This is a genomic window from Amycolatopsis sp. NPDC028719 (assembly GCF_055565395.1).
In genome coordinates this window covers 901392-921696 of record NZ_JBVHUL010000001.1, presented here as the reverse complement: position 1 = coordinate 921696, position 20305 = coordinate 901392, and the positions used below count along the sequence as shown (strand labels likewise).

22 protein-coding genes are annotated in these 20305 nt (G+C 69.9%); 15 read left to right on the top strand and 7 right to left on the bottom strand.

Translation table 11 applies throughout. From position 1 onward, the window contains the following. The first annotated feature begins 3 nt into the window (after positions 1-3). Positions 4-960 (top strand): 23S rRNA (guanosine(2251)-2'-O)-methyltransferase RlmB, encoded by a 957-nt coding sequence (gene rlmB / locus ACZ4TR_RS04565; protein WP_465285730.1) that lies wholly within the window; start codon positions 4-6, stop codon positions 958-960. Positions 961-1013: 53 nt separating this feature from the next. Next, positions 1014-2447 (top strand): MBOAT family O-acyltransferase, encoded by a 1434-nt coding sequence (locus ACZ4TR_RS04560; RefSeq protein WP_465285729.1) that lies wholly within the window; start codon positions 1014-1016, stop codon positions 2445-2447. 39 nt (positions 2448-2486) lie between these two features. Here the strand turns inward: ACZ4TR_RS04560 and ACZ4TR_RS04555 are convergent, their stop codons facing one another. Next, a complete protein-coding gene (locus ACZ4TR_RS04555; protein WP_465285728.1) occupies positions 2487-3158 on the bottom strand; it encodes a GDSL-type esterase/lipase family protein in 672 nt (223 codons plus the stop codon). A gap of 95 nt (positions 3159-3253) precedes the next feature. Here ACZ4TR_RS04555 and ACZ4TR_RS04550 point away from each other — a divergent pair, with 95 nt between their 5' ends. The 6 genes from ACZ4TR_RS04550 to ACZ4TR_RS04525 all read left to right on the top strand — a co-directional run bounded on the left by ACZ4TR_RS04550 (position 3254) and on the right by ACZ4TR_RS04525 (position 7458). Continuing rightward, positions 3254-3616: a hypothetical protein gene (locus ACZ4TR_RS04550; RefSeq protein ID WP_465285727.1), complete on the top strand. Its 363-nt coding sequence runs from the start codon at positions 3254-3256 to the stop codon at positions 3614-3616. After that, the gene (locus ACZ4TR_RS04545) at positions 3616-4221 is read left to right on the top strand and encodes a histidine phosphatase family protein (RefSeq protein WP_465285726.1); all 606 of its coding nucleotides are present in this window, start codon (positions 3616-3618) and stop codon (positions 4219-4221) included. Before ACZ4TR_RS04550 ends, ACZ4TR_RS04545 begins: the two co-directional genes overlap by 1 nt. A 73-nt stretch (positions 4222-4294) precedes the next feature. Continuing rightward, positions 4295-4918: a transglutaminase domain-containing protein gene (locus tag ACZ4TR_RS04540; protein WP_465285725.1), complete on the top strand. Its 624-nt coding sequence runs from the start codon at positions 4295-4297 to the stop codon at positions 4916-4918. A gap of 140 nt (positions 4919-5058) precedes the next feature. Continuing rightward, positions 5059-6072 (top strand): hypothetical protein, encoded by a 1014-nt coding sequence (locus ACZ4TR_RS04535; protein ID WP_285477066.1) that lies wholly within the window; start codon positions 5059-5061, stop codon positions 6070-6072. Between the two features lie 2 nt (positions 6073-6074). Then, positions 6075-6713, top strand: a complete 639-nt coding sequence (locus ACZ4TR_RS04530) for a hypothetical protein (RefSeq protein WP_364517206.1) — start codon at positions 6075-6077, stop codon at positions 6711-6713. A gap of 73 nt (positions 6714-6786) precedes the next feature. Beyond that, complete coding sequence (locus ACZ4TR_RS04525) at positions 6787-7458, top strand: HD domain-containing protein (RefSeq protein WP_465285724.1); 672 nt, start codon at positions 6787-6789, stop codon at positions 7456-7458. Here the strand turns inward: ACZ4TR_RS04525 and ACZ4TR_RS04520 are convergent. Both ACZ4TR_RS04520 and ACZ4TR_RS04515 read right to left on the bottom strand, forming a co-directional pair. Then, on the bottom strand, positions 7455-8120 hold the full coding sequence (locus ACZ4TR_RS04520) for a class II aldolase/adducin family protein (RefSeq protein WP_465285723.1): 666 nt from the start codon (positions 8118-8120) through the stop codon (positions 7455-7457). The two genes, ACZ4TR_RS04525 and ACZ4TR_RS04520, sit on opposite strands and share 4 nt — an antisense overlap. Before the next feature lie 192 nt (positions 8121-8312). Continuing rightward, a complete protein-coding gene (locus ACZ4TR_RS04515) occupies positions 8313-9230 on the bottom strand; it encodes a coiled-coil domain-containing protein (RefSeq protein WP_465285722.1) in 918 nt (305 codons plus the stop codon). A gap of 236 nt (positions 9231-9466) precedes the next feature. Between ACZ4TR_RS04515 and ACZ4TR_RS04510 the strand changes: the two genes are divergently transcribed. Continuing rightward, entirely contained in the window at positions 9467-10642 is a 1176-nt protein-coding gene (locus tag ACZ4TR_RS04510; protein WP_465286294.1) for a DUF445 domain-containing protein, read from the top strand. Positions 10643-10682: 40 nt separating this feature from the next. Next, positions 10683-11891 (top strand): DUF445 domain-containing protein, encoded by a 1209-nt coding sequence (locus ACZ4TR_RS04505; RefSeq protein ID WP_465285721.1) that lies wholly within the window; start codon positions 10683-10685, stop codon positions 11889-11891. A 157-nt stretch (positions 11892-12048) separates the two neighbouring features. Here ACZ4TR_RS04505 and ACZ4TR_RS04500 read toward each other — a convergent pair whose 3' ends face one another. From ACZ4TR_RS04500 to ACZ4TR_RS04490, 3 genes are read right to left on the bottom strand one after another with little or no spacing between them, the layout of a single operon-like run. Then, on the bottom strand, positions 12049-12930 hold the full coding sequence (locus tag ACZ4TR_RS04500; RefSeq protein WP_364526750.1) for a metal ABC transporter permease: 882 nt from the start codon (positions 12928-12930) through the stop codon (positions 12049-12051). A gap of 3 nt (positions 12931-12933) precedes the next feature. Then, entirely contained in the window at positions 12934-13785 is an 852-nt protein-coding gene (locus tag ACZ4TR_RS04495; protein WP_465285720.1) for a metal ABC transporter ATP-binding protein, read from the bottom strand. Positions 13786-13787: 2 nt separating this feature from the next. Beyond that, positions 13788-14699, bottom strand: a complete 912-nt coding sequence (locus tag ACZ4TR_RS04490; RefSeq protein ID WP_465285719.1) for a metal ABC transporter solute-binding protein, Zn/Mn family — start codon at positions 14697-14699, stop codon at positions 13788-13790. 188 nt (positions 14700-14887) lie between these two features. On the opposite strand from ACZ4TR_RS04490, the gene ACZ4TR_RS04485 reads away from it, so the two are divergent. From ACZ4TR_RS04485 to ACZ4TR_RS04465, 5 genes are all read left to right on the top strand, one after another. After that, a complete protein-coding gene (locus ACZ4TR_RS04485; RefSeq protein ID WP_465285718.1) occupies positions 14888-15988 on the top strand; it encodes a LacI family DNA-binding transcriptional regulator in 1101 nt (366 codons plus the stop codon). A 99-nt stretch (positions 15989-16087) separates the two neighbouring features. Further along, positions 16088-16579 carry a beta-class carbonic anhydrase gene (locus ACZ4TR_RS04480; protein WP_004560727.1) on the top strand — a complete coding sequence of 164 codons (492 nt, stop codon included), beginning with the start codon at positions 16088-16090 and terminating at the stop codon, positions 16577-16579. Positions 16580-16619: 40 nt separating this feature from the next. Then, entirely contained in the window at positions 16620-17561 is a 942-nt protein-coding gene (locus ACZ4TR_RS04475) for a glycosyltransferase (protein ID WP_465285717.1), read from the top strand. Positions 17562-17571: 10 nt separating this feature from the next. Next, positions 17572-18447: an HhH-GPD family protein gene (locus ACZ4TR_RS04470; protein WP_465285716.1), complete on the top strand. Its 876-nt coding sequence runs from the start codon at positions 17572-17574 to the stop codon at positions 18445-18447. Positions 18448-18509: 62 nt separating this feature from the next. After that, the gene (locus ACZ4TR_RS04465; protein ID WP_465285715.1) at positions 18510-19466 is read left to right on the top strand and encodes a peptidoglycan recognition protein family protein; all 957 of its coding nucleotides are present in this window, start codon (positions 18510-18512) and stop codon (positions 19464-19466) included. 51 nt (positions 19467-19517) lie between these two features. Here the strand turns inward: ACZ4TR_RS04465 and ACZ4TR_RS04460 are convergent, their stop codons facing one another. Further along, positions 19518-20264: an alpha/beta fold hydrolase gene (locus ACZ4TR_RS04460; RefSeq protein WP_465285714.1), complete on the bottom strand. Its 747-nt coding sequence runs from the start codon at positions 20262-20264 to the stop codon at positions 19518-19520. Between the last annotated feature and the right edge of the window lie 41 nt (positions 20265-20305).

The window sequence follows — 20305 nt, the reverse complement described above, 5'->3', positions numbered from 1 at the left end:
ACCATGGCAGGCAACTCGCGGCGCCAGGGCGCGATCCGCAAGACGGGCACCAAGAAGGGTGCCGTCGTCGGCTCGGGCGGTCAGCGCCGCAAGGCCCTCGAAGGCAAGGGCCCGACCCCGAAGGCGGAAGACCGTCCCGGGCACAAGGCCTACCGCCAGAACAACGCCCAGGCCAAGCGCGACCAGGCGCGGCAGAAGAAGGCCGACAAGCCGGAGCTGATCGCCGGGCGCAACCCGGTGGTCGAGGCGCTGCGCGCGGGCGTCCCCGCGACCGCGCTGTACGTCGCGCTGAACATCGAGATCGACGACCGCGTGAACGACGCCGTCCGGCTGGCCGGCGACAAGGGCATCTCGATTCTGGAGATCCCGCGCGAGGAGCTGGACCGCAAGACGAACCGGGCCGTGCACCAGGGCCTGGGCCTGCAGGTTCCGCCGTTCGAGTACGCCCACCCGGACGACCTGATGGCGGCGGCCCGCAACTCGGGCGAGGTCCCGCTGTTCGTCGCGCTCGACGGCGTGACCGACCCGCGGAACCTGGGCGCGGTGATCCGCTCGGCGGCCGCGTTCGGCGCCCACGGCGTGCTGCTGCCGGAGCGGCGCAGCGCGGGCATGACGGCGGTGGCGTGGCGGACGAGCGCGGGCACGGCGGCGAAGCTGCCGATCGCGGTGGCGACCAACCTGACCCGCCAGCTCAAGTCGTGGGCGAACGAGGGCATGATGCTGGTCGGCCTGGACGCCGACGGCTCGGTGGACATCGACGAGCTCGCGCTGGCGGCGGACCCGCTGGTGATCGTGCTGGGCTCGGAGGGCCGGGGCCTGTCGCGCCTGGTGCGCGAGACGTGCGACGCGACGGTGTCGATCCCGATGGCGGCGGGCGTGGAGTCGCTCAACGCGTCGGTGGCGGCGGGCGTGCTGCTGGCCGAGGTGGCGCGGCGGCGGCGTCTCGCCGGTCGGGTCTGACACCACCCACCCAGTCGGGTTAAGGTCACCGTCGGATAACTCGAGGGGACCCGATGTCGTTCGTTTCGCCACTGTTCCTGTGGTACTTCATGCCGGCGGTGCTCATCGCCGTGCTGGTGTGCCCGCGGACGTGGCGGAACGGCATCGTCGCGGTCGCCAGCCTGCTGTTCTACACCATCGGCGCCGGCGCGTTCGTGTTCCTGCTGCTCGGCTGCATGGTCGTCAACTTCCTGGCCGGGCCGCTGCTGGCGCCGGACCCGTTCGACCTGAACGGCGGGCGCCGCCGCAAGATCCTCATCGCGGTCGTGGCGCTCGACGTCACGGTGCTGCTGATCTGGAAGTACGCCGGGTTCGCGACGCAGCAGATCGCGGCCGTCGCGCACTGGTTCGGCGGCAGTGTGCCGGTGGCGAGCCTGGTGGTGCCGATCGGCATCTCGTTCTACACGTTCCACCACATTTCGTACGTGGTCGACATCTACCGCGGCGAGCGTCAGGCGCTGCGGAACCCGGTGGCGTTCGCCGCGTACATCGCGATGTTCCCGCAGCTGGTGGCCGGCCCGATCGTCCGGTACCGCGAGATCGCCGACCAGCTGCCGCAGCTGCGTTCCCACCGCCTCGACGACCTCGCGGCGGGCTTCCCCCGGTTCGCGCTCGGGCTGTGCAAGAAGACGATCATCGCCGACTCGCTCAGCCCGCTGGTCGAGGCGTGTTTCAGGGTGCCCTCGGACCAGATGACGTTCGCGACGGCGTGGCTAGGCGCGATCGGCTACACGCTCCAGCTGTTCTTCGATTTCTCGGGCTATTCGGACATGGCGATCGGCCTGGGCCGCATGCTGGGCTTCCGCCTCCCGGAGAACTTCGCGCGCCCGTACTCATCGGTGACGATCACGGAGTTCTGGCGCCGCTGGCATATGAGCTTGAGCCGCTGGTTCCGCGACTACGTGTACATCCCCCTGGGCGGCAACCGTCACGGCGCGGCTCGCACGTACCGCAACCTCTGCATCGTGTTCGTGCTGACGGGCTTCTGGCACGGAGCCCAGTGGACGTTCCTGGTGTGGGGCTGCTACCACGGAGCGCTCCTGGTGATCGAGCGCCGCTTCGGTCTCGACCTCGACCCGGCAGTGAAGTGGAAGCGCTACCTGCGCCGGGCGTTGACAATGCTCCTGGTGGTGTTCGGCTGGGTGTTCTTCAGATCCCCGGACCTGGGCCACGCACTGTCGATGATCGGCCACATGCTGCTCCCCGACTTCGACGGCCTGGGCACGGGCGTCGAGGAGGCGTTCACGAACCAGAGGCTGGTGCTGCTACTGGCAGCCCTGGCGGTGTTCGCACTCCCGGCCCACCCGGTGACGGGCCCGCTACTGGAGTCGTCAAGAAGCAAGCCGGCAACGGCGCTACGCATCGGCGTGATGACGGCAGGACTGCTGTACGCGGCGATCTTGATCGCAACGGGAACATTCAGCCCATTCTTGTACTACCAGTTCTGATAGCCGCCCCACCGAACCGATACGCAGCGCCTTCAGCGGTCAAGCGACCAATCGCAACCAGGCTTCCGCAAGCACCCCATGCCCAGCCGAAGTCGGGTGAATTCCATCATCGGACCACCTCCCCGGATCCCGCAGCTCCGCGAACATGCTGTCCGCAGCAAGAAGCTGCGCCCCGTACTCGTCAGCCAGCTCCCGAACCACCCGGATCTTCGCATCCAGATCCGCCCGCCACCCCTCACGCACCCCCTCGTCGATCCGCACCAGACGATCCCCATCCCCCAAATGCAGCACCTTCTCGACAACTCCCTTGACCGGCAAGAGAAACGGCTCGACGAGAACAAGCTCCGTCCCCAGCGATACAAGCGGCACCAGCAACCGGTCATATCCCGCCGCGAACTCGTCGGCAGAGATCACCCGCCCGCGAGGGTCCAACGTGTGCCACCCCATGTCGTTGACCCCAACGAGGATCGACACCACGTCGGGACGGACGTCGACCACATCCGCCTGCCATCGAGCTTCGAGGTCCATCACCTTGTCACCCGCACGCCCGGTGTTCAGCCAGGTCACCGGACACTCCGGGTGCTCGAAGCACCACGAGCCGGCGACCAGCAGCGGGTAGCCGCACCGGTCCTCACCCGGGGGCCGCCAGAGGTCGGTGATCGAGTCGCCGGTGAACATCACGGTGCTTCCGGGCCGCAGTTTGATCATCATGTGCCGAGCGTCGCGCCCCCGGCTGGCAGGGAACGCACACGCCGCTGGTTCCGACCTGGCAGCATGATCGGCGACCAGTCAGAAAGGCAGCAGGGATGACCGAGCCGACCGATCTCGCCAAGGTGCCCGGCGTGATCCCCTACGTCGACCACCACACCGGCCCCCGCCGGCTGCTCTCCGTCGAGATCCCGCACCTCGGCCACACCGTCCGCGCCTACGCCCCGATCGCGAGCATCGACGGCCGCCAATACGTCGTCTCATGGGGCGCGGTGAGCTTCGAAATCCCCGCCGACCGGAACGTCCACGTGAGCGTCCACCTGCACACGAACAGCGGCCGCGAGCACACGATCACGCCGTTCGCCTCGACCGTCCTCCCACCGCACCCCGCCCCGATCCGGCTGCTCGCCCAGTTCGCGCCCGGCCAAGGCCCGCAGGGTGCCCTCGTGCCCGTCGGCTGATGCTCGCGACGCGGTACCTCTTCCTGACCCGCCACGGCGAAGCGGCACCCACCGGCGACCTCACCGACGCCGGCCGGCAGCAGGCCGTCCTGCTCGGACGGCGGCTCCGCGAGGTCCCCATCACCGCCGTTCACCACGGCCCTCTCCCGCGCACCTCGCAAACCGCCGCGCTCCTCGCCACCCAGCTCCCCGGCGTCCCCATCTACGTCGACGACGCGGCCGGCGACTTCGTCCCGTACACGCCCATGCGCGAGGAGCTCCCCGAGACCTCCGGTGACCTCCTGCACGCGTTCGCGCGGCAGCTTCCGCCCGCGGACGAAGGAAGAGCCGCCGAAGCCGAGCGGCGGTTCACCGGGCCCGTGCCTGGCACCGAGGCGCGGTTCGAAGTGCTCGTGACGCACAACTTCCTCGCCGGCTGGCTCGTGCGCGCCTCGCAGGACGCACCGCCGTGGCGGTGGCTCGCGCTCAACCACGCCAACGCCGCGCTCACCGTGATCCGCTACTCGCCCGGCCGGCCGGCCGCGCTGCTGACCTACAACGACGTCGGCCACCTGCCCGCGGAACTGCGGTGGACCGGCTTCTCACCCGATTTTTACCTTCCGTAACCAGTGAACGCGGAGCGTCGCCGACGCCGAAAATGAGTCTCGCCCGAATGGCCGAACCTGTCACGATGGCCGGATGAGTCCCGTTCCGTCGCCCACGTCCGTTCGGCTGAGCGACTACCTCGCCGCGGACACCGTCGTCGACCACGGAAACCCATCGATCCGAGCGCGCGCCGAAGCTCTGGCAGCCACGAGCGAAGATCCCGTCGAGCGCGCGAAGGCCGCGTTCCTCTTCGTCCGGGACGAGATCGACCACGTGATCGACGCGCGCGACCCGCGCGTCACCTGGCGGGCGTCGGACGTCCTGCGCGAGCGCGTCGGGATCTGCTACGCCAAAGCGCACCTGCTCGCCGCTTTGCTGCGGGCACAAGGGATTCCGGCCGGGTTCTGCTACCAGGAGCTCTCCGCGCTGCACGGGCTGAATGCCGTGTATCTGCACGGCACGTGGTCCCGCCTCGACGCCCGCGGCAACCGCACGGGTGCCGGCGGCGAGTTTTCGCTCGGCGAGGAGAAACTGGCCTGGCCGGTGGACTTCGCGCGCGGCGAACGTGATCACCCGGAGATCCACCCGGCGCCCGCACCGGTCGTCGTGGATTTCCTGATGACGGCCGAACCCGGTCCGGGCTGGTACGAAAGGGTCTCCCGGCCACGCTTTGAGCCGGGAATTTCGTGGTTTTCGGAAAACTCGCGGACCTGGTGAATTATTGCCGAGAGTGACGTCCGTCCGTCAGTCCCGTCCCCCGAACTTCTTATTTCGCGCGTCCCGTCAGGCGCGTAAAGTGACTCCCCGCACTCGAACAGACACCGTAAGCATACGTCCGTTCGGGTGGTTCGAGGGAGGTGAAGCAAGTGGCTGCGGATGGCGGATCCCGCCGCCGTACCCCACTGCAGGAGATCTTCTGGACCAGGACGAGCTTGCTCCTCACGGTGCTCGTCGTCGTCGCCGGCCTCAGCCTGTGGCTCGCCGGCCTGATGGACCCCGGCACCGGGAAGAACCTGGTGACGTCGCTGGGCACCGGCACCCTGATCTCCGCGATCGTGGGGTTCGGCACCACGCTGATCACCGCCAGCGCTTCACAGAAGGCGCTGGTGACCCCGGTGATCGAGGAAAGCCGGCGCGCGCTGGAAGACCTGAGCTCCGAATACCGCGCGCTGAACAAGGAGTTCTTCCCCACCGACGTGTTCGAGGCGACCACCGACCCCGACCCCGCGTTCAACCGGGCGCTGATGGCCGACCTCGACGCGACCCGGCAGTACTTCTTCCGCGGCTTCTCCGGCCGGCACGCGGCCGCCCGCCTGCTGCTGTCCCGCACGGAACGCGAGCTCCGGGCCGTCATCGCCGATCCGCGTGACGCCGGCGCAATCAGCGGGCGCGCCCGCTACCTGCTGCGCCGCGAAGCAGGCGACGTCGACTCCGACCAGATCCAGACCCGGCTCGACGAAGAGATCCGGATCGGCCTCGTCGGCCTCTTCCTGGCGCGCAGCCGCTGCGCGCAGGTCGACATCACCGTGGTCGCCGACCCGCCGCTGGACCGGCTGGAAATGTTCGACGACAGCGTGTGGGTGTCGCTCTACAGCGACGTCCGCGGCGCCACGAAGCTGTACCCGCGGACCCTGCGGTTCACCGAAGGTTCCTTCCTCTACAACATGGAACGCGCCGAGTTCGTGCGCGTCTCGCAGTCCCGGACCGGCCGCCACTTCCGCATCACGTCCGCGACGACGCGGACGGATTTCCTGGCGCTGTTCGAAAAGATCACCGGATCCCCCTTGTCCGAGGAGCAGTTCCGTGAGCTGGAAAGCAAGTTCCACGCCTTCCGCACGGAGTTCTCCGAAGTCGCCGAGCTAGGGAGCTGACCTTGCTCACCCGCCTGTCCCCCCTGTCCGAACTGGCCATGCGCCTGCGCACGGCCCGGCACCCGCTCGCCGCGGACTGGCGCGCGGTCGACGAGTGGTTCCGCCCGTGGGCCGCCCAGTCCGGCCTGCGCGCGGAGCTGCGCTCGCAGCTTCGCACGCTCTCCACCGCGGAATCCGCGAAAGTCCTGCGCTCGTCCCGGGAGACCACGACGCACTTCGCCTGGTGCCTGCTCGATTCGCCGTCCGACTCGTTTTCCTTCTGGCTGCACGAATACAAGGCGCAGGAGGACTGGCGGGAAGGGTACGCGGATTCCGTGCACAACCACAGGTACCACTTCTGCACCACCATTCTCCGCGGTGACTACCGCCACGAGAAGTACGAGACGACGATCGACGCCGGCACCGGCTTGATCAGTTCCGCGAGACGGCGGCGCAGCACCGTGTGCCGCGCCGGGACCAGCATCACCATGCTGGCCGACGAATTCCACCGCATCCCCGAAGCGGCCGACGGCACGATGACGTTCCTCGTGAAATCACGCCCGGTGAGCAGTTTCAGCCTTTCTTTCGATCCCGCCACGGGAATCGGCCATCGTCACGTTCCGGTAGAGGTCCGATTGGGGGAATTGGCCGACCGCATCTAGCTACACACCGGCGTCAGCGGCGCTTACCATTACTCCACCCGTCTGAACACCACGGCCGGGATGGGAGAGGTGTATGCGCACGCAGGAAAGCACGATCGACCATGCCATCGTCGACGCCGTCGAAGACCGGGTTCACCGGTTGTGCCGCCGCTATGCGGAACGGCTGCCGTTCCACGGCTGGCACCACGTGAGCTTCGTCCGCGCGAAGGCGGCCGGTTTCGCCGAGCACAACGGCGCCGACCGCGCCGTCGTCGAGGTCGCGGCGCTGGTGCACGACGTCAACTACCTCGTGCTCCGCAACTCGCCCGCGGCGGCGGGCCGGAGCCTGCGGCTGGAGCTCCTCACGGAGTGCGGCGTCCCCGGCGACGTGGCGCGCTGGATCGACGACATCATCGACGAGGCCGAAATGGCCACGCGCGGCCGCGACATTTCGCTGGAGGCGCAGGCGCTGAGCGACGCGGACACGCTGTTCAAGGCACTGCCGGTGACGCCGGTGGTGCTCGCGCACCGGTACCTGCGCGAGAACGGGCTGAGCCTGCGCGAGCTGGCGCACAAGATCGTCGGCGAGCAGTGCGACGTCCACGACGAGGGGTACTACTTCTACAACCCCGACGCGGCGGCGACGTATTCGCGCTGGGCGACGGCGAACCTCCAGCTGTGGCAGTGCATCAAGGAGGCGGTCGACGACCCGACGGTGGCGGAGCTGCTGGACGCGGTCCACGCCGTCGACGCGCTGGCGTCCTAGGCCGGGCCGTACTGGTCCTGGCCGTAGCCGCGCAGCCGGTCGACCACGTTGGCCACTTCGGGCGGCGGCAGCAGGCTGGGCCGGCCGGCGCTCTGCGCGAGCAGCCACACCCGGCAGGCCCACTCGAGCTGCTGGGCGCGGTGGTAGGCGGCCTCGAGGCCGTCGCCGTAGGTGAGGGTGCCGTGGTTGGCCATCAGGCAGCCGCGGCGCCCCTCCAGGGCCTCGAGGACGGCCGCCGCGAGCTCAGGGGTCCCGTAGGTGGCGTAGCGCGCTACGCGCACCGAGGGGCCGATCGTGGCGACGATGTAGTGGATCGGCGGCACCTCGCGCACGAGGGTCGACACGGCGGTGGCGTGCGGCGAATGCGTGTGGACGACGGCGGTGACGGGCTCGCGGTCGGGATCGCGCACGTCCCAGTACACGGACAGGTGCATCGGCAGCTCGCTGGTCGGCTTGAGCGAGCCGTCGACGACCTGGCCGCCGAGGTCGACGACGGTCACGTCGGCCGGGGTCATGCTCGAGTAGGGGACGCCGGTCGGGGTGACCGCGACGAGGTCACCGGCGCGCACGGAGACGTTCCCGGAGGTCCCGACGACCAGGCCGTCCCCGACCATCCGGCGCGCGTAGGCGCAGACGGCGGCCCGCTCGGTCTCGAGGATCATGTGCGGGTCCCGTCGTCTCGTGGTGATCGGCAGCTGAGCTGAACACTGCCAGCCACCCACGAGCTTCGGCCACCTCCCCGCCCGGGGGATTTGTGCGGTTCACCACCCGCCGGCCCTGCGCCGGGCACCGCTTCCGCGGAAATGGCCCGGCGCCCCTCGAAGATCCGAGGGGCGCCGGCGTCCGGGGAAAGGTCAGGCCTTGGCCGGGGTAGCCGGGGCCTTCGCGGGAGCGGGAGCGGCGGGCGCCTTCGCGGCCGGAGCAGGGGCCGGCTTCCGGTCGCCGTTGCCGGCGGCGGGAGCTTCCTCGACCGGGGCCAGCAACCGCATGGCCTCCTGCACCGCCACGTCCGTCGCCGCGATCCGCTCGGCGACCTTCGACCGCAGGTCCAGAGCCAGCTTCCGGTTCTGGTCGGCGGTGGCCTGCTGGGACTTCGCCGACGCCAGCGCCGCCTCGGTCTCCTGCTTCTTCCGCGCGATCTCCTCGTCGAACGCCTTCTTGCGCGCCGCGAGCTCCTCCGCGGCCTTCCGGTCCGCCTCGGCCCGCGCCTCGGCCGCCGCCGCCTCGGCCTTCGCGTCCGCTTCCTTGCGGGCCCGCTCGGCCGCCGCGGCCAGCTCGACGCGCTTCGCGCCCGCTGCGGCGTTCAGCTTCTCGATCTCGCCCTTCGCCTCGGACAGCAGGCGGGCGCGCTCCTCTTCCGCGTCCTTCGCCAGCTTGTCGGCCGTGCGGCGCGTCTCGTGCGCGTACTTGTCGGCCTGCTCGCGAGTCGACGCAGCATCCGCTTCGGCCGCCGAACGCAGGTCGGCGATCTCCTCCTCGGCGAGCTGCATCATCATCCGGACGCGCTCGGCCATGGCGCCCGCGCCGGACGGGCTCGAGCTCATCCTGGCCAGCGCGGCCTTCGTCTCGGCGAGCTCCTTCTGCGCGTACGCGAGGGCCTTGGAAAGGTCCGACGACGTCGCGACGGCTTCGTCGCGGCTGCGGGACGTCTCGCGGAACTCCTTGGTCAGCTCGGCGAGGCGTTCGTCGACCTGGCGCTGGTTGTAGCCGCGGACACCCACGGCGAACTGAGCGGTCTTCGGGGCGGAGTGGGGCTTCTCGGGCGCGACCATCGGGCCACCTTAATGAGCAAGGGACCTCAAGGACGTACCGCCAAACGGATGCATCACGAATTCGGGAACCCCCGGTCACACTTGGCATTCCGACCTCGGTTGACCAGCGGTTGCCGCGAGGAGGCCACAGTGGACGTCCCGGAGGGTGAACTCCCGGTGCTGCCCCTGCCGCCCCGATCGAGGGCCGATAGCGTGCGCGGGTGGACTTCGGCACGCACTGGCAGGTGTACGTCACCATGCCGTTCATCGCGGCGCTGATCGGCTACGTCACCAAGCGCGTCGCCATCGAGATGATGTTCCGGCCGCTCGAGTTCACCGGGATCAAGCCGTTCCTCGGCTGGCAGGGCGTGCTGCCGGCCAACGCCGAGCGCATGGCGGCGACGGCCACCGAGATGCTGACGACGAACCTCGTCGACCCGAAGGAGATCTTCGCCCGGCTCGACCCGGCGCAGGTCGCGAAGGAGATCGAGCAGCCGCTGCTGCGGGTCGTCGAGGACGTCACCCGCGAGGTGATGGAGACCTACCAGCCGCGGCTGTGGGAGGTGCTGCCGAACGGCGCGCAGCAGCTGCTGCTCAAGCGCGTCCAGGCCGAGGCGCCGAAAGCGATCACCAAGATCATGCGGGAGATCGCCGGCAACATCGAGGACGTCCTCGACCTGCAGCACATGGTCGTGACGAACCTCGTCCGCGACAAGGCGCTGCTGAACCGGCTGATCCGCGACATCTCCCGCCCCGAAATGCGGTTCATCGCGCGCTCCGGCATCTGGTTCGGGTTCGTCCTCGGTTGCGTCCAGCTGGTCGTCTGGGCCCTGACGAGGTCGCCGATCGTGCTGCCGCTGTTCGGCATCGGCATCGGCTGGCTCACCGACTGGCTGGCATTGAAGATGATCTTCCTGCCGCGCGAGCCTCGCCGGTTCTTCGGCGTCTACACCTGGCAGGGCGTCTTCCAGAAGCGCCGCGACCAGGTCGCCGCCGACTACGGCGACATGATCGCCCGCGAGATCATCACCATCCCGAACCTCCTGGAAGCGGTGCTGCGCGGGCCGAAGTCCGACCGGCTCTTCGCGATGATCACCCGCGAGGTGCAGAAGACGATCGACGCGCAGGCGAGCGTCGTCAAGCCGTTCGTCGCCATCGCCGTCGGCACGAGGAAGTTCCAGGAGATGAAGCAGACGGCGGCGGCGAAGGCCGCGGAGCGCATCCCGGACACGATCCGGTACGCCGAGAACTACGCGATCAACGCGCTCGACGTCCGGAACACGATCGTCGACCGGATGAAGAAGCTGAGCGCGCTGGAGTTCGAGCAGCTGCTGCGGCCGGCGTTCCGGCAGGACGAGTGGAAGCTCATCGCGGTCGGCGCGGTGATCGGCGGGCTCGTCGGAGAACTGCAGGTGCTCGCCCTGCTCGGGTAGCCGGTACGGTTTCGCTCTCGGGTGAGCGAGGGAGGTCGGGGTGGACGCTGTCCTGCACGACCTCGCCCTGAACTGGCCCCTGTACGCGGCGATGCCGTTCGTCGCGGCGCTGATCGGGTACGTCACCAAGCGCGTCGCGATCGAGATGATGTTCCGGCCGCTCGACTTCATCGGGATCCCGCCGCTGCTGGGCTGGCAGGGCGTCGTCCCGAAGCACGGCGGGCGGATGGCGGCGGTGGCGACCGAGCTGCTGACCGCGAACCTGCTCGACCTCCGTGAGGTGTTCGGCCGGATCGACCCGGTGATCATCACGAGCGAGCTGGAGCAGCCGCTGCTGCGCGCGGTCGACCACATCGCGCGCGAAGTGCTCGCCGAGCACCACCCGCGGCTGTGGGAGGTCCTGCCGACGCTGGCCCAGGAGATGCTGATCAAGCAGGTCCAGGCGTCGGCACCGCGGCTGGTGCGGGAGTTCCTCGACGACGTCCGCGAGAACCTCGACGAGGTCCTCGACGTCCAGCACATGACGGTCCAGCGCCTGACGCGGGACAAGGCGCTGCTGGTGCGGCTGATCCGCGAGACGTCCCGGCCGGAGATGGCGTTCATCGCGCGGATGGGCATCTACTTCGGCTTCGGGCTGGGCCTGGTGCAGACGATCGTGTGGGCGTTCACGCACGAGCCGTGGGTGCTCCCGGCGTTCGGCGGCGTGATCGGGCTGTGCACTGACTGGCTGGCGATCAAGCTGATCTTCGTCCCGCGCGAGCCGGTCCGCGTCGGGCGGGTGATCCTCCAGGGCAAGTTCCAGCGCCGGCGTGCGGAGGTGGCCCGGCAGTACGGCGAGCTGATCGCGAACGAGGTCCTGACGGTCCAGAACCTGCTGGACGCGGTGTTGCGCGGGCCCCGGGCGGACCGGCTGGCGGCGCTGGTGGAGAACCTCGTCTCGGAAGCGGTCGACGCGCAGCTGCCGTTGTCTTTCGCGGTGGGTGGCACGCGCCTTCAGTCGATGAAGCACGCGGCGGCGGTGAAAGCCCTCGAGCGGCTACCCGACACGGCCCGGTACGCCGAGGGCTACCTGACCGAGGCGATGGACGTCGCGAAGATGATCGAGCAGCGCATGCTGGCGCTGACGCCGTTGGAGTTCGAGGGGCTGCTGCGCCCGGCGTTCCGGCAGGACGAGTGGAAGCTGATCGCGGTGGGCGGGGTGATCGGGTTCGTGGTGGGTGAGCTCCAGGTCTTGCTGATGCTTGGTTAACAGCGCCCCAATGTGGCGTTGGTTGCGTCCAACGCACCGAACGCCACATTGGGGCGCTTGGGTCAGGCCGCCAGGACACCGCCAAAGCATCACTTTCCCTGGGAAAGATGCGTCTGGAGGACCCCTGGACGCATCTTTCCTAGGGAAAGTGACGTCCTTAGGCCGCCGCGACGAGGTCTGGGGCCGGGTCGACTGCGCGGACGCGCGTGCGGCGGTCGCGCTGCCAGGCGATCACCCGGCAGACCACGTAGATCAAGAACGAAATCGCCGTCACGAACGCGCTCACCGGCAGCCCCGGCGCCAGCGACAGCACGATCCCGCCGATCGCCGCCACCTCGGCGAAGACCACCGACAGCACCGTCGCCTTCCAAGGCGACGCCGTCACCCGAGCAGCCGCCGCGGCGGGCGTCACCATCAGCGCCACCACCAGCAGCGAGCCGACCACCTTCACGCTCAACGCGGTCGAAACGCCCACCAGCAGCGCGAACACCACGGTCAGCGTCTTCACGGGCACGCCGCGCGCCACGGCCACGTTCCGGTCCACCGAAGCGAACAGCAACGGCCGGTAGACCAGCGCCAGCACCGCCAGCACCACCACCGACGACACCACGAACAACGTCAGGTTCGTCGAATCGATCGTGATGATCTGGCCCGTCAGGATCCCGAACTTGTTCCCGGACCGTCCTTTGTAGAACGACAGGAACAGCACGCCCATCCCGAGCCCGAACGACAGGATCACGCCGATCACCGAGTCGCGGTCCGCGTCACGCGCGCCGAGGATGCCCAGCAGCAGCGCCGCCACCACCGCGCCGATCAACGCCCCGTACTCCACGCCGATGCCGAGCAGCAACGCCGCCGCGCCGCCGGTGAACGCCAGCTCGGACGTCCCGTGCACCGCGAACGACATCCGCCGCATCACGATCAGCGGGCCCAGCACGCCCGCCACCAGGCCGAGAATGAGAGCCGCCAGCAAAGCGGTCTGGACGCCGGGCAGCTCGGTGATCAGCTCCCACGTCTTGCCGAAGTCGAACAGATCCAAGACTCAGCCCACTTGCTCTTCGACGTCGTGTTCGTGGTGGTGCGGCTCTTCCTCGCACAACGCGCTCTGCGCGCCCGCGATGTGGATCTGGCCGCCGACCTTCAGCACCTCGACGCGGGTGCCGTACAGCTCCGACAGCGTCTCGGTGGTCATGACCTCGTCCGGCTTGCCGATCCGGAAGGACCCGTTGACCAGGTAGAGCACCCGGTCGACGAACGGCAGCACCGGGTTGATCTCGTGCGTCACGAACAGCACCGCGGTGCCGGCCGTGCGCCGCCGGGAGTCGATCAGCTCGCTGATCGCGCGCTGGTGCGCGAGGTCCAGGGAGAGCAGCGGCTCGTCGCAGAGCAGCACCTCGGGGTCGCCGACCAGGGCCTGCGCCACCCGCAGCCGCTGCTGCTCGCCGCCGGACAGGCGCCCGACCGGCTGCTTCGCGTACCGGGTCGCCCCCACCGCTTCGATGGCTTCGGAGACCCGGCGGCGGCGTGCTGCCATGCCGAACAGGCCCGGCCCCCAGCGGTGGCCGTCGAGCCCCAGCCCGACCAGGTCGACGCCGCGCAGCGTCAGCGACTCGTCGATCGCGCGCTGCTGCGGGATGTAGCCGACCTTGCGGTTCGCGCCACCCGGCCGGCCGCCGGCGATCTCGACCGCGCCCGCCGACAGGCCCTGCATGCCGAGCAGCGCCTTGAGGAGGCTGCTCTTGCCGGAGCCGTTCGGGCCGAGCACGGCGAGGAACTCGCCCGGCTCGACGACGAGGTCCAGCCCCGACCAGAGAGTCCGGGGACCGAACGCGAGCCCCGCCCCGCGGACCCGGACCGCGGGGCGCACGTCGTCGGAGACGGAGACAGGAGGCATGGCTACTTCAACGCTCCTGCCAGCGCTTCGACTTCCCCGGTCATCCAGCCAATGTAGTCCGTCACACCCTGCGGCAGCGTCTCGGTCACGTCGACGACACCGATCCCGGCGGTCTTCGCCTGCGCCACGACGTCCTGGGTGAGCGGCGTGACGGTCTGGGCGTTGTTGATCAGCGCCTTGACCTGCTTGGTGGCGATGAGCTGCTTGTACTCGTTCACCGCGCCGGCCGGGACGTCCGTGTCGTTCTCCACGGCGTCCGAGAAGGCCTTCGGCGTCGCGTCCGTCAGCTTCGCGCTCTCGAGCAGGTAGTGCGCCACCGGCTCGGTGACGACGACCTTGGTGCCCGGGTGCGAAGCGCCCAGCTCGCCGAGCCGCTTCTCCAGCGCGTCGACCTTCGCCTTGAAGGCCGTCGCGTTGTCCGTGAACACCTGCTTCGACGCGGGCTGGAGCTCCCCGAGCTGCGCCGCGAGCTGGTCGGCGACCTTGTCGACACCCGGCAGGTCGTACCAGACGTGCTCGTTCTCGTCGCCGGTCGCGGCGATGTCGTAGGCGACGAGCTTCTTCGCGTCACCGGCCTGCGCGGTGAGCTTGTCGAAGAACTCGTCGTAGCCGCCGCCGTTGGACAGCAGCAGCTTCGCGTCCTTCGCCGCCAGCGCGTCGTCAGCCGTCGTCTCGTAGGAGTGCGGGTCGGCCGACGGGTCGTGGATGATCGACTTGACCTCGACCTTGTCGCCGCCGACGGCGCTCACGACGCTGCCCCAGACGTCCGTCGAGGCGACGACCTTGACCTTGTCCGACCCGCCGGACTGCCCGCCGCCGTCGGAGCCGGAGGTTCCGCCCGAGCACGCGGCCAGGGCGAGCACGGACAGGGCCGAAGCGGCGGCGAGCGCGCTCCTGGTGCGACGGGAACTCATCGAAGACTCTCCTGGATCGAGACCGTAACGCTAATGGAAACCGTTGTCAGATTCACCTTACCCCATCCGGATGACATCCTGGCCATCCGTTCGTGTTTTGGTGTATGCGTCTTCGCGCATGCGGATCGAGACATCGACCACCCGGGGTGTCTCTTCATGAATTCGATCTGAACCGTTACGGTTTGCTGATGGGACGTCCTATTCGCACCCGGAGGCAGGCGACGCTGGCGTCGCTCGCGGCGGAGCTCGGTGTGTCCAGGACCACGGTGTCCAACGCCTACAACCGGCCGGACCAGCTGTCCCCCGAACTGCGCCGCCGCGTCCTCGAGACCGCGCGCCGCCTCGGCTACCCCGGTCCCGACCCGGTCGCCCGCTCCCTGCGCACCCGCCGGGCGGGCGCGGTCGGGCTGCTGCTCACCGAGAACCTCTCCTACGCCTTCCGCGACCCCGCCGCCGTCGGCGTGCTCGAAGGACTGGCCCTGGCCTGCGAAGACGCCGGTGTCGGCCTCCACCTGGTGCCGGCGAGCCCGGGCCGTGAGGACGTCGCCGCGGTGCACCGCGCGGGCGTCGACGGCTTCGTCGTCTACTCCGTGCCCGACGACGACCCGAGCCTGGCCGCCGTGCTGGAACGTCCGGTGCCGACGGTGATCATCGACCAGCCGAGCATCGAGGGCATCGACCGCGTCGGCCCGGACGACGCGGCGGCGGTCGGCAAGATCGCCGAGCACCTGGTCGGCCTCGGCCACCGGCAGGTCGGCGTCATCTGCATGCGGCTCGCCCGCGAGCGCAACGACGACTTCGTCTCCCCGGCACGCCAGAGCGGCGCGCACTTCCACGTCCAGCGCACCCGGCTCGAAGCGCTCGCCGTGGCGTTCTCCGCGGCCGGCGTCGACTGGGCGGGCGTCCCCGTGATCGAGCGCTTCGACCACACGGTGGACGACGGCGCGTCCGCCGCGAGCCAGCTACTGGACGCGTACCCGCAGATCACGGCCGTGATCTGCACCTCGGACATCCTCGCGCTCGGCGCCATGGCCGAGGCCGAGCGGCGAGGGCTGCGAGTACCGCAGGACCTGACCGTCACCGGTTTCGACGGCATCGCCGAGGCCGAGCGGATCGGCCTCACCACGGTGCACCAGCCGGTGCTCGAGAAGGGCAAGGTGGCCGGCCGGCTGCTGCTCGGTTCGGCCGAGCGGAGCGCGCCGAAGGTGATCACGCTGCCGACCGAGCTGCGCGTCGGGCGGACGTCGGGACCCCCTAGAACGGTGGAGGAGCCCTGGTTCGGGGGCTGACCCGTGACATAGCTCGTAGTGCATTGCCCATCGGGGTACTCACCAGGTGAAATGGAGTGGCACGCCCGCGCCGCGGGGCCACTGGCCGGAAGGTGACCGATGACCTCGATCGACGTTCTGCTCAAGCGCAACCAGGAACTCGGCGAGGTGACGCCGGGCGACCGGTCCTCGCCCAAGCCGTCACTGCAGGTGGCCATCCTGACCTGCATGGACGCCCGGATCCGGGTGTTCGAGCTGTTCGGCCTGCTGCAGGGTGAGTCGCACGTCCTGCGCAACGCGGGCGGCGTGGTGACCGACGACATGATCCGCTCGCTGGCCCTTTCGCAGCGCAAGCTGGGCACGCGCGAGGTGCTGATCGTCCAGCACACCGAGTGCGGCCTGTCGATGGTCACCGAGGACGACTTCAAGGACGAGCTGGAGAGCGACACCGGCCTGCGCCCGACCTGGTCGGTGGAGGCGTTCCGCAACGTCGAGAACAGCGTCCGGACGTCGGTGGAGCGGGTGCGGCGCAGCGCGTACCTGCCGCACACGGAGAACGTCCGCGGCTTCGTCTACGACGTCAAGACCGGGAAGCTCACCGAGGTCGAGTAGCCTTCCGTTCAGATGTCGTCACCATCTGAACGGGGATCTCGTGCGCGTCCTCTTCGCCGGGCTCGCGTCGGCCGGTCACACCTACCCGATGGTCCCGCTCGCGGTCGCGGCGCGGGACATCGGGCACGAGGTGCACTTCGCCGCCGGTGAGCACGTCCACTCGCCGTTGCGCCGGCTCGGGCTGAACCCGTTCCGGCCCGCGGACTCGTTCTACGAGATCTACGCCGAGGACATCGAGCCGGAGCTGAAGCGGCTCCGGCCCGATCTCGTCGTGCACGGGTGGGGCGTCCCGGAGGTGGGCGTCGCCGCGCGGCGCGCCGGGATTGCCGCGCTCTGGCACGGTTTCGGGCGGATGTTCCCCGACGGGATCGGGCTCGAGCGCCCGGACGGCGGGACGCACCTGGACATCTGCCCGCCGTCCCTGCAGGACGCGGGTTTCCTCGCGACCGCCGAGCGGATCGCGCTGCGCCCAGTGCCCTTCGCCGAGCCAGGCGACTTCCGGGGGCCGCTGATCTACCTGACGCTCGGCACCGCGTTCGGCACCCCGGAGGTCCTCACGACGGCGATCGAGGGGCTGGCCGCGCTCGGCACGCACGTCGTGGTGGCCACCGGCGGGGTGGCCCTCGGGCCGCAGCCGGCCCACGTGACGGCCCGGGCCTGGGTACCGCAGGCGGCAGCCATCGCGCAGGCGGACCTGGTCGTGCACCACGGCGGCAGCGGCACCACCCTCGGCGCGCTCGCCGCCGGCGTCCCGCAGCTGGTCCTGCCCCAGGGCGCCGACCAGTTCGCCAACGCCGAAGCGCTCTGCTCCGCCGGTGCCGCACTGCGGCTCCTACCCGGCGAACTGACCGCGGATGCCGTCACCGAGCAGGCCCGCAAGGCGTCCTCCTGCCGAGACGCGGCCCGCGCGATCGCCGAGGAGATCGCCGCGATGCCGTCGCCGGACGAGGTCGCCCGCGAGCTGCCGAAGTACGCGAAGTAGCCTGCCCGGCGTGGCTGTGGACGCTGACGTACTGCTCGACTGGTTCTCCGCGCACGGCCGGGACCTGCCCTGGCGCGAGCCGGACTGCTCGGCGTGGGGCGTGCTGGTCAGCGAGATCATGCTGCAGCAGACGCCGGTCGCCCGCGTGCAGCCGATCTGGCACGAATGGATGGCCCGCTGGCCGGTGCCGTCCGCGCTCGCCGCGTCGTCGCAGGGCGAGGTCGTGCGGGCCTGGGGCAAGCTCGGCTACCCGCGGCGCGCGCTGCGGCTCCACGAGGCCGCCGGGGTGATCGCACGGGACCACGGCGACGTCGTTCCGTCCGATGTGGACACCCTGCTCGCGCTGCCCGGGATCGGCGCCTACACCGCGCGCGCCGTCGCCGCGTTCGCCTACGGGCGGCGGGCGCCGGTCGTCGACACGAACGTGCGGCGCGTCGTCGCGCGGGCCGTGCACGGGGCCGGGGACGCCGGGCCCGCGTCGAACACCCGTGACATGAACGACGTCGAGGCCCTGCTCCCGGCCGAAGACGAGCCGGCCGCCCGGTTTTCCGCGGCGATCATGGAGCTCGGGGCACTGATCTGCACGGCCCGGAGCCCGCGCTGCGCGGACTGCCCGGTCTACGACGAGTGCGCGTGGCAGCTCGCCGGCCGCCCGGAGTACGCCGGCCCGGCCAAGCCGGTGCAGAAGTTCGCCGGCACCGACCGGCAGGTCCGCGGCCTGCTGCTGGACGTCCTGCGCGGCTCGGAAGGCCCGGTGGAGAAGGCCCGCCTCGACCTGGTGTGGCACGACGGCGGGCAGCGCGACCGCTGCCTGGCTTCCCTGCTCGCCGACGGCCTGCTCGAACAGACCAGCGGCGGGCTCTTCGCACTGCCGGGCGAACACTAACGCGCTACGACCAAAGTTGGTCAATAGTTGTCATCGACGCGATGCGGGGTTACCTTTCCCGCATGGTCACTGTTGACCGCCGGACCCTGTTCAAAGCGGGGATGACCGCGAGCGCGGCCGGCGCACTGGGGATGACGACCACGGGGACGGCCTCGGCGGCCGTGCCGACACCGACGATCCACTCCACCTCCGAGTGGGGCGCGCGGGCCGCCACCGGCCCGATCGTCGTCGAAAACCACAAACCGACCTACATCGTCGTGCACCACGCGGTCGACCCGCCGATGAACAACGACTTCTCGCTGGCGCGCGCGTTCTACGTCTCGCGGTTCATCCAGAACCTGCACATGGACAAGAACGGCTGGATCGACAGCGGCCAGCAGTTCACGAACAGCCGCGGCGGGTTCGTCACCGAAGGCAGGCACCGCAGCCTGGAGATCCTGCGCGGCGGCACGCAGCACGTGCAGGGCGCGAACGTCGGGAACCACAACAGCGAGGTCATCGGCATCGAGAACGAGGGCCTGTACAGCACGGTGGACGTGCCGCAGGCGCTGTGGAACTCGCTGGTCTCGCTCGTCGCCTACATCGCGCACCAGTACGGCATCGCGCCCGAGTTCATCAAGGGCCACCGCGACTTCAACACGACCGAATGCCCCGGCCAGGTGCTCTACAACCGGTTGCCGGAGCTGCGGACGGCGGTGGGCCGCGTCCTCGGCGTCCAGGTGGCGCGGTCGGAGGCCGAGTGGCCGCTGCTGAAGCCGGGGGACACGGGCCGTCGGGTCCAGCTCGCGCAGCAGTTCCTGCGCGCGTCCGGCTTCGGCGTGCCGACCGACGGGGTGTTCGGAAAGTCCACAAAGGACGCGGTGGCCGCTTTGTCCGTTCAGGCCGGGCTGCCACGCCACACGTGCACCGCTGCGAAGGCGTCCGACGAGACCGGCTTCCTCGGCGCCGACGTCTGGCCCCTGATCGTCCCCGCCGGCCGCTCCACCGCAGCCTGGCGATCCGACCTTTCCCAAATCTAGCGCCCCCATGTGGGTGCCAAAACCGCCACTTTCCCCGAGAAAGATGCGGCTTCAGCGCAGGAAGACGTCGGACAGGAAGGCTTCGACGGCGCCTCGGTAGGTCTCCGGGGCCTCGTCGTGGGGCAGGTGCGCCGAGCCCGGCACCACCAGGTGCTTCGCGCCGGCGACCCGGGACGCGACGAGCGCCTGCTGGCCGGGCGGCATCGCCGTGTGCTCGCCCTCGATCAGCAGCAACGGACAACGGATCTTGTCGACCGTGGGCCAGTAGTCGACGCGGCCCCATTCCGCGGCGATCACGTACAGGTCCTCGAGGTCGGCGACCAGGTGGAACCCGTCGGAACGCTCCTCGACGCAGTCGGCGAAGTACTCGCCCGCGTCGCCGAAGAACTCCCGGACGTGCTCCAAGGACTTGAACGGCACCGGCCAGCTCTCGAAGTACCCGCGCCACGTCTCGACGGTCCGGCCGCGCTGGTCGGGGGCGAAGTCCTCGGAGACGACCGCGCGCACCAGCTCCGGGTACTTCGCGGCGGTCGTCCACGCGTGGAGGCCGCCCATCGAATGCCCGATGAGCACGGCCGGGCCGGCATCCAGGGTCCGCAGCGCGGCGGCGACGTCGTCGGTGAACCGCTCGGTCGTCCAGGGTCCGACACGCGGGGCGCTGCCGTGGCCGCGCGCGTCGAGGCCGTACACCGCGCCGTAGGGCCGGAGCCACTCCGCGACACGCCGCCACGTCCGCGCGCGGCCCATCAGACCGTGGAGCAGAACGATCGGCACGCCGGTGCCGCCGAAACAGAGCACGCGGTCACCTAACCACAAAACCGCTGGTGCGGAACGTGACC

What these genes read in the sequence shown, in the direction of transcription:
- rlmB (WP_465285730.1), top strand. Translation starts at nt 4, where the DNA reads ATGGCAGGCAACTCGCGGCGCCAGGGCGCGATCCGCAAGACGGGCACC.
- ACZ4TR_RS04560 (WP_465285729.1), top strand. Translation starts at nt 1,014, where the DNA reads ATGTCGTTCGTTTCGCCACTGTTCCTGTGGTACTTCATGCCGGCGGTG.
- ACZ4TR_RS04555 (WP_465285728.1), bottom strand. Translation starts at nt 3,158, where the DNA reads ATGATGATCAAACTGCGGCCCGGAAGCACCGTGATGTTCACCGGCGAC.
- ACZ4TR_RS04550 (WP_465285727.1), top strand. Translation starts at nt 3,254, where the DNA reads ATGACCGAGCCGACCGATCTCGCCAAGGTGCCCGGCGTGATCCCCTAC.
- ACZ4TR_RS04545 (WP_465285726.1), top strand. Translation starts at nt 3,616, where the DNA reads ATGCTCGCGACGCGGTACCTCTTCCTGACCCGCCACGGCGAAGCGGCA.
- ACZ4TR_RS04540 (WP_465285725.1), top strand. Translation starts at nt 4,295, where the DNA reads ATGAGTCCCGTTCCGTCGCCCACGTCCGTTCGGCTGAGCGACTACCTC.
- ACZ4TR_RS04525 (WP_465285724.1), top strand. Translation starts at nt 6,787, where the DNA reads ATGCGCACGCAGGAAAGCACGATCGACCATGCCATCGTCGACGCCGTC.
- ACZ4TR_RS04520 (WP_465285723.1), bottom strand. Translation starts at nt 8,120, where the DNA reads ATGATCCTCGAGACCGAGCGGGCCGCCGTCTGCGCCTACGCGCGCCGG.
- ACZ4TR_RS04515 (WP_465285722.1), bottom strand. Translation starts at nt 9,230, where the DNA reads ATGGTCGCGCCCGAGAAGCCCCACTCCGCCCCGAAGACCGCTCAGTTC.
- ACZ4TR_RS04510 (WP_465286294.1), top strand. Translation starts at nt 9,467, where the DNA reads ATGCCGTTCATCGCGGCGCTGATCGGCTACGTCACCAAGCGCGTCGCC.
- ACZ4TR_RS04495 (WP_465285720.1), bottom strand. Translation starts at nt 13,785, where the DNA reads ATGCCTCCTGTCTCCGTCTCCGACGACGTGCGCCCCGCGGTCCGGGTC.
- ACZ4TR_RS04490 (WP_465285719.1), bottom strand. Translation starts at nt 14,699, where the DNA reads ATGAGTTCCCGTCGCACCAGGAGCGCGCTCGCCGCCGCTTCGGCCCTG.
- ACZ4TR_RS04485 (WP_465285718.1), top strand. Translation starts at nt 14,888, where the DNA reads ATGGGACGTCCTATTCGCACCCGGAGGCAGGCGACGCTGGCGTCGCTC.
- ACZ4TR_RS04480 (WP_004560727.1), top strand. Translation starts at nt 16,088, where the DNA reads ATGACCTCGATCGACGTTCTGCTCAAGCGCAACCAGGAACTCGGCGAG.
- ACZ4TR_RS04465 (WP_465285715.1), top strand. Translation starts at nt 18,510, where the DNA reads ATGGTCACTGTTGACCGCCGGACCCTGTTCAAAGCGGGGATGACCGCG.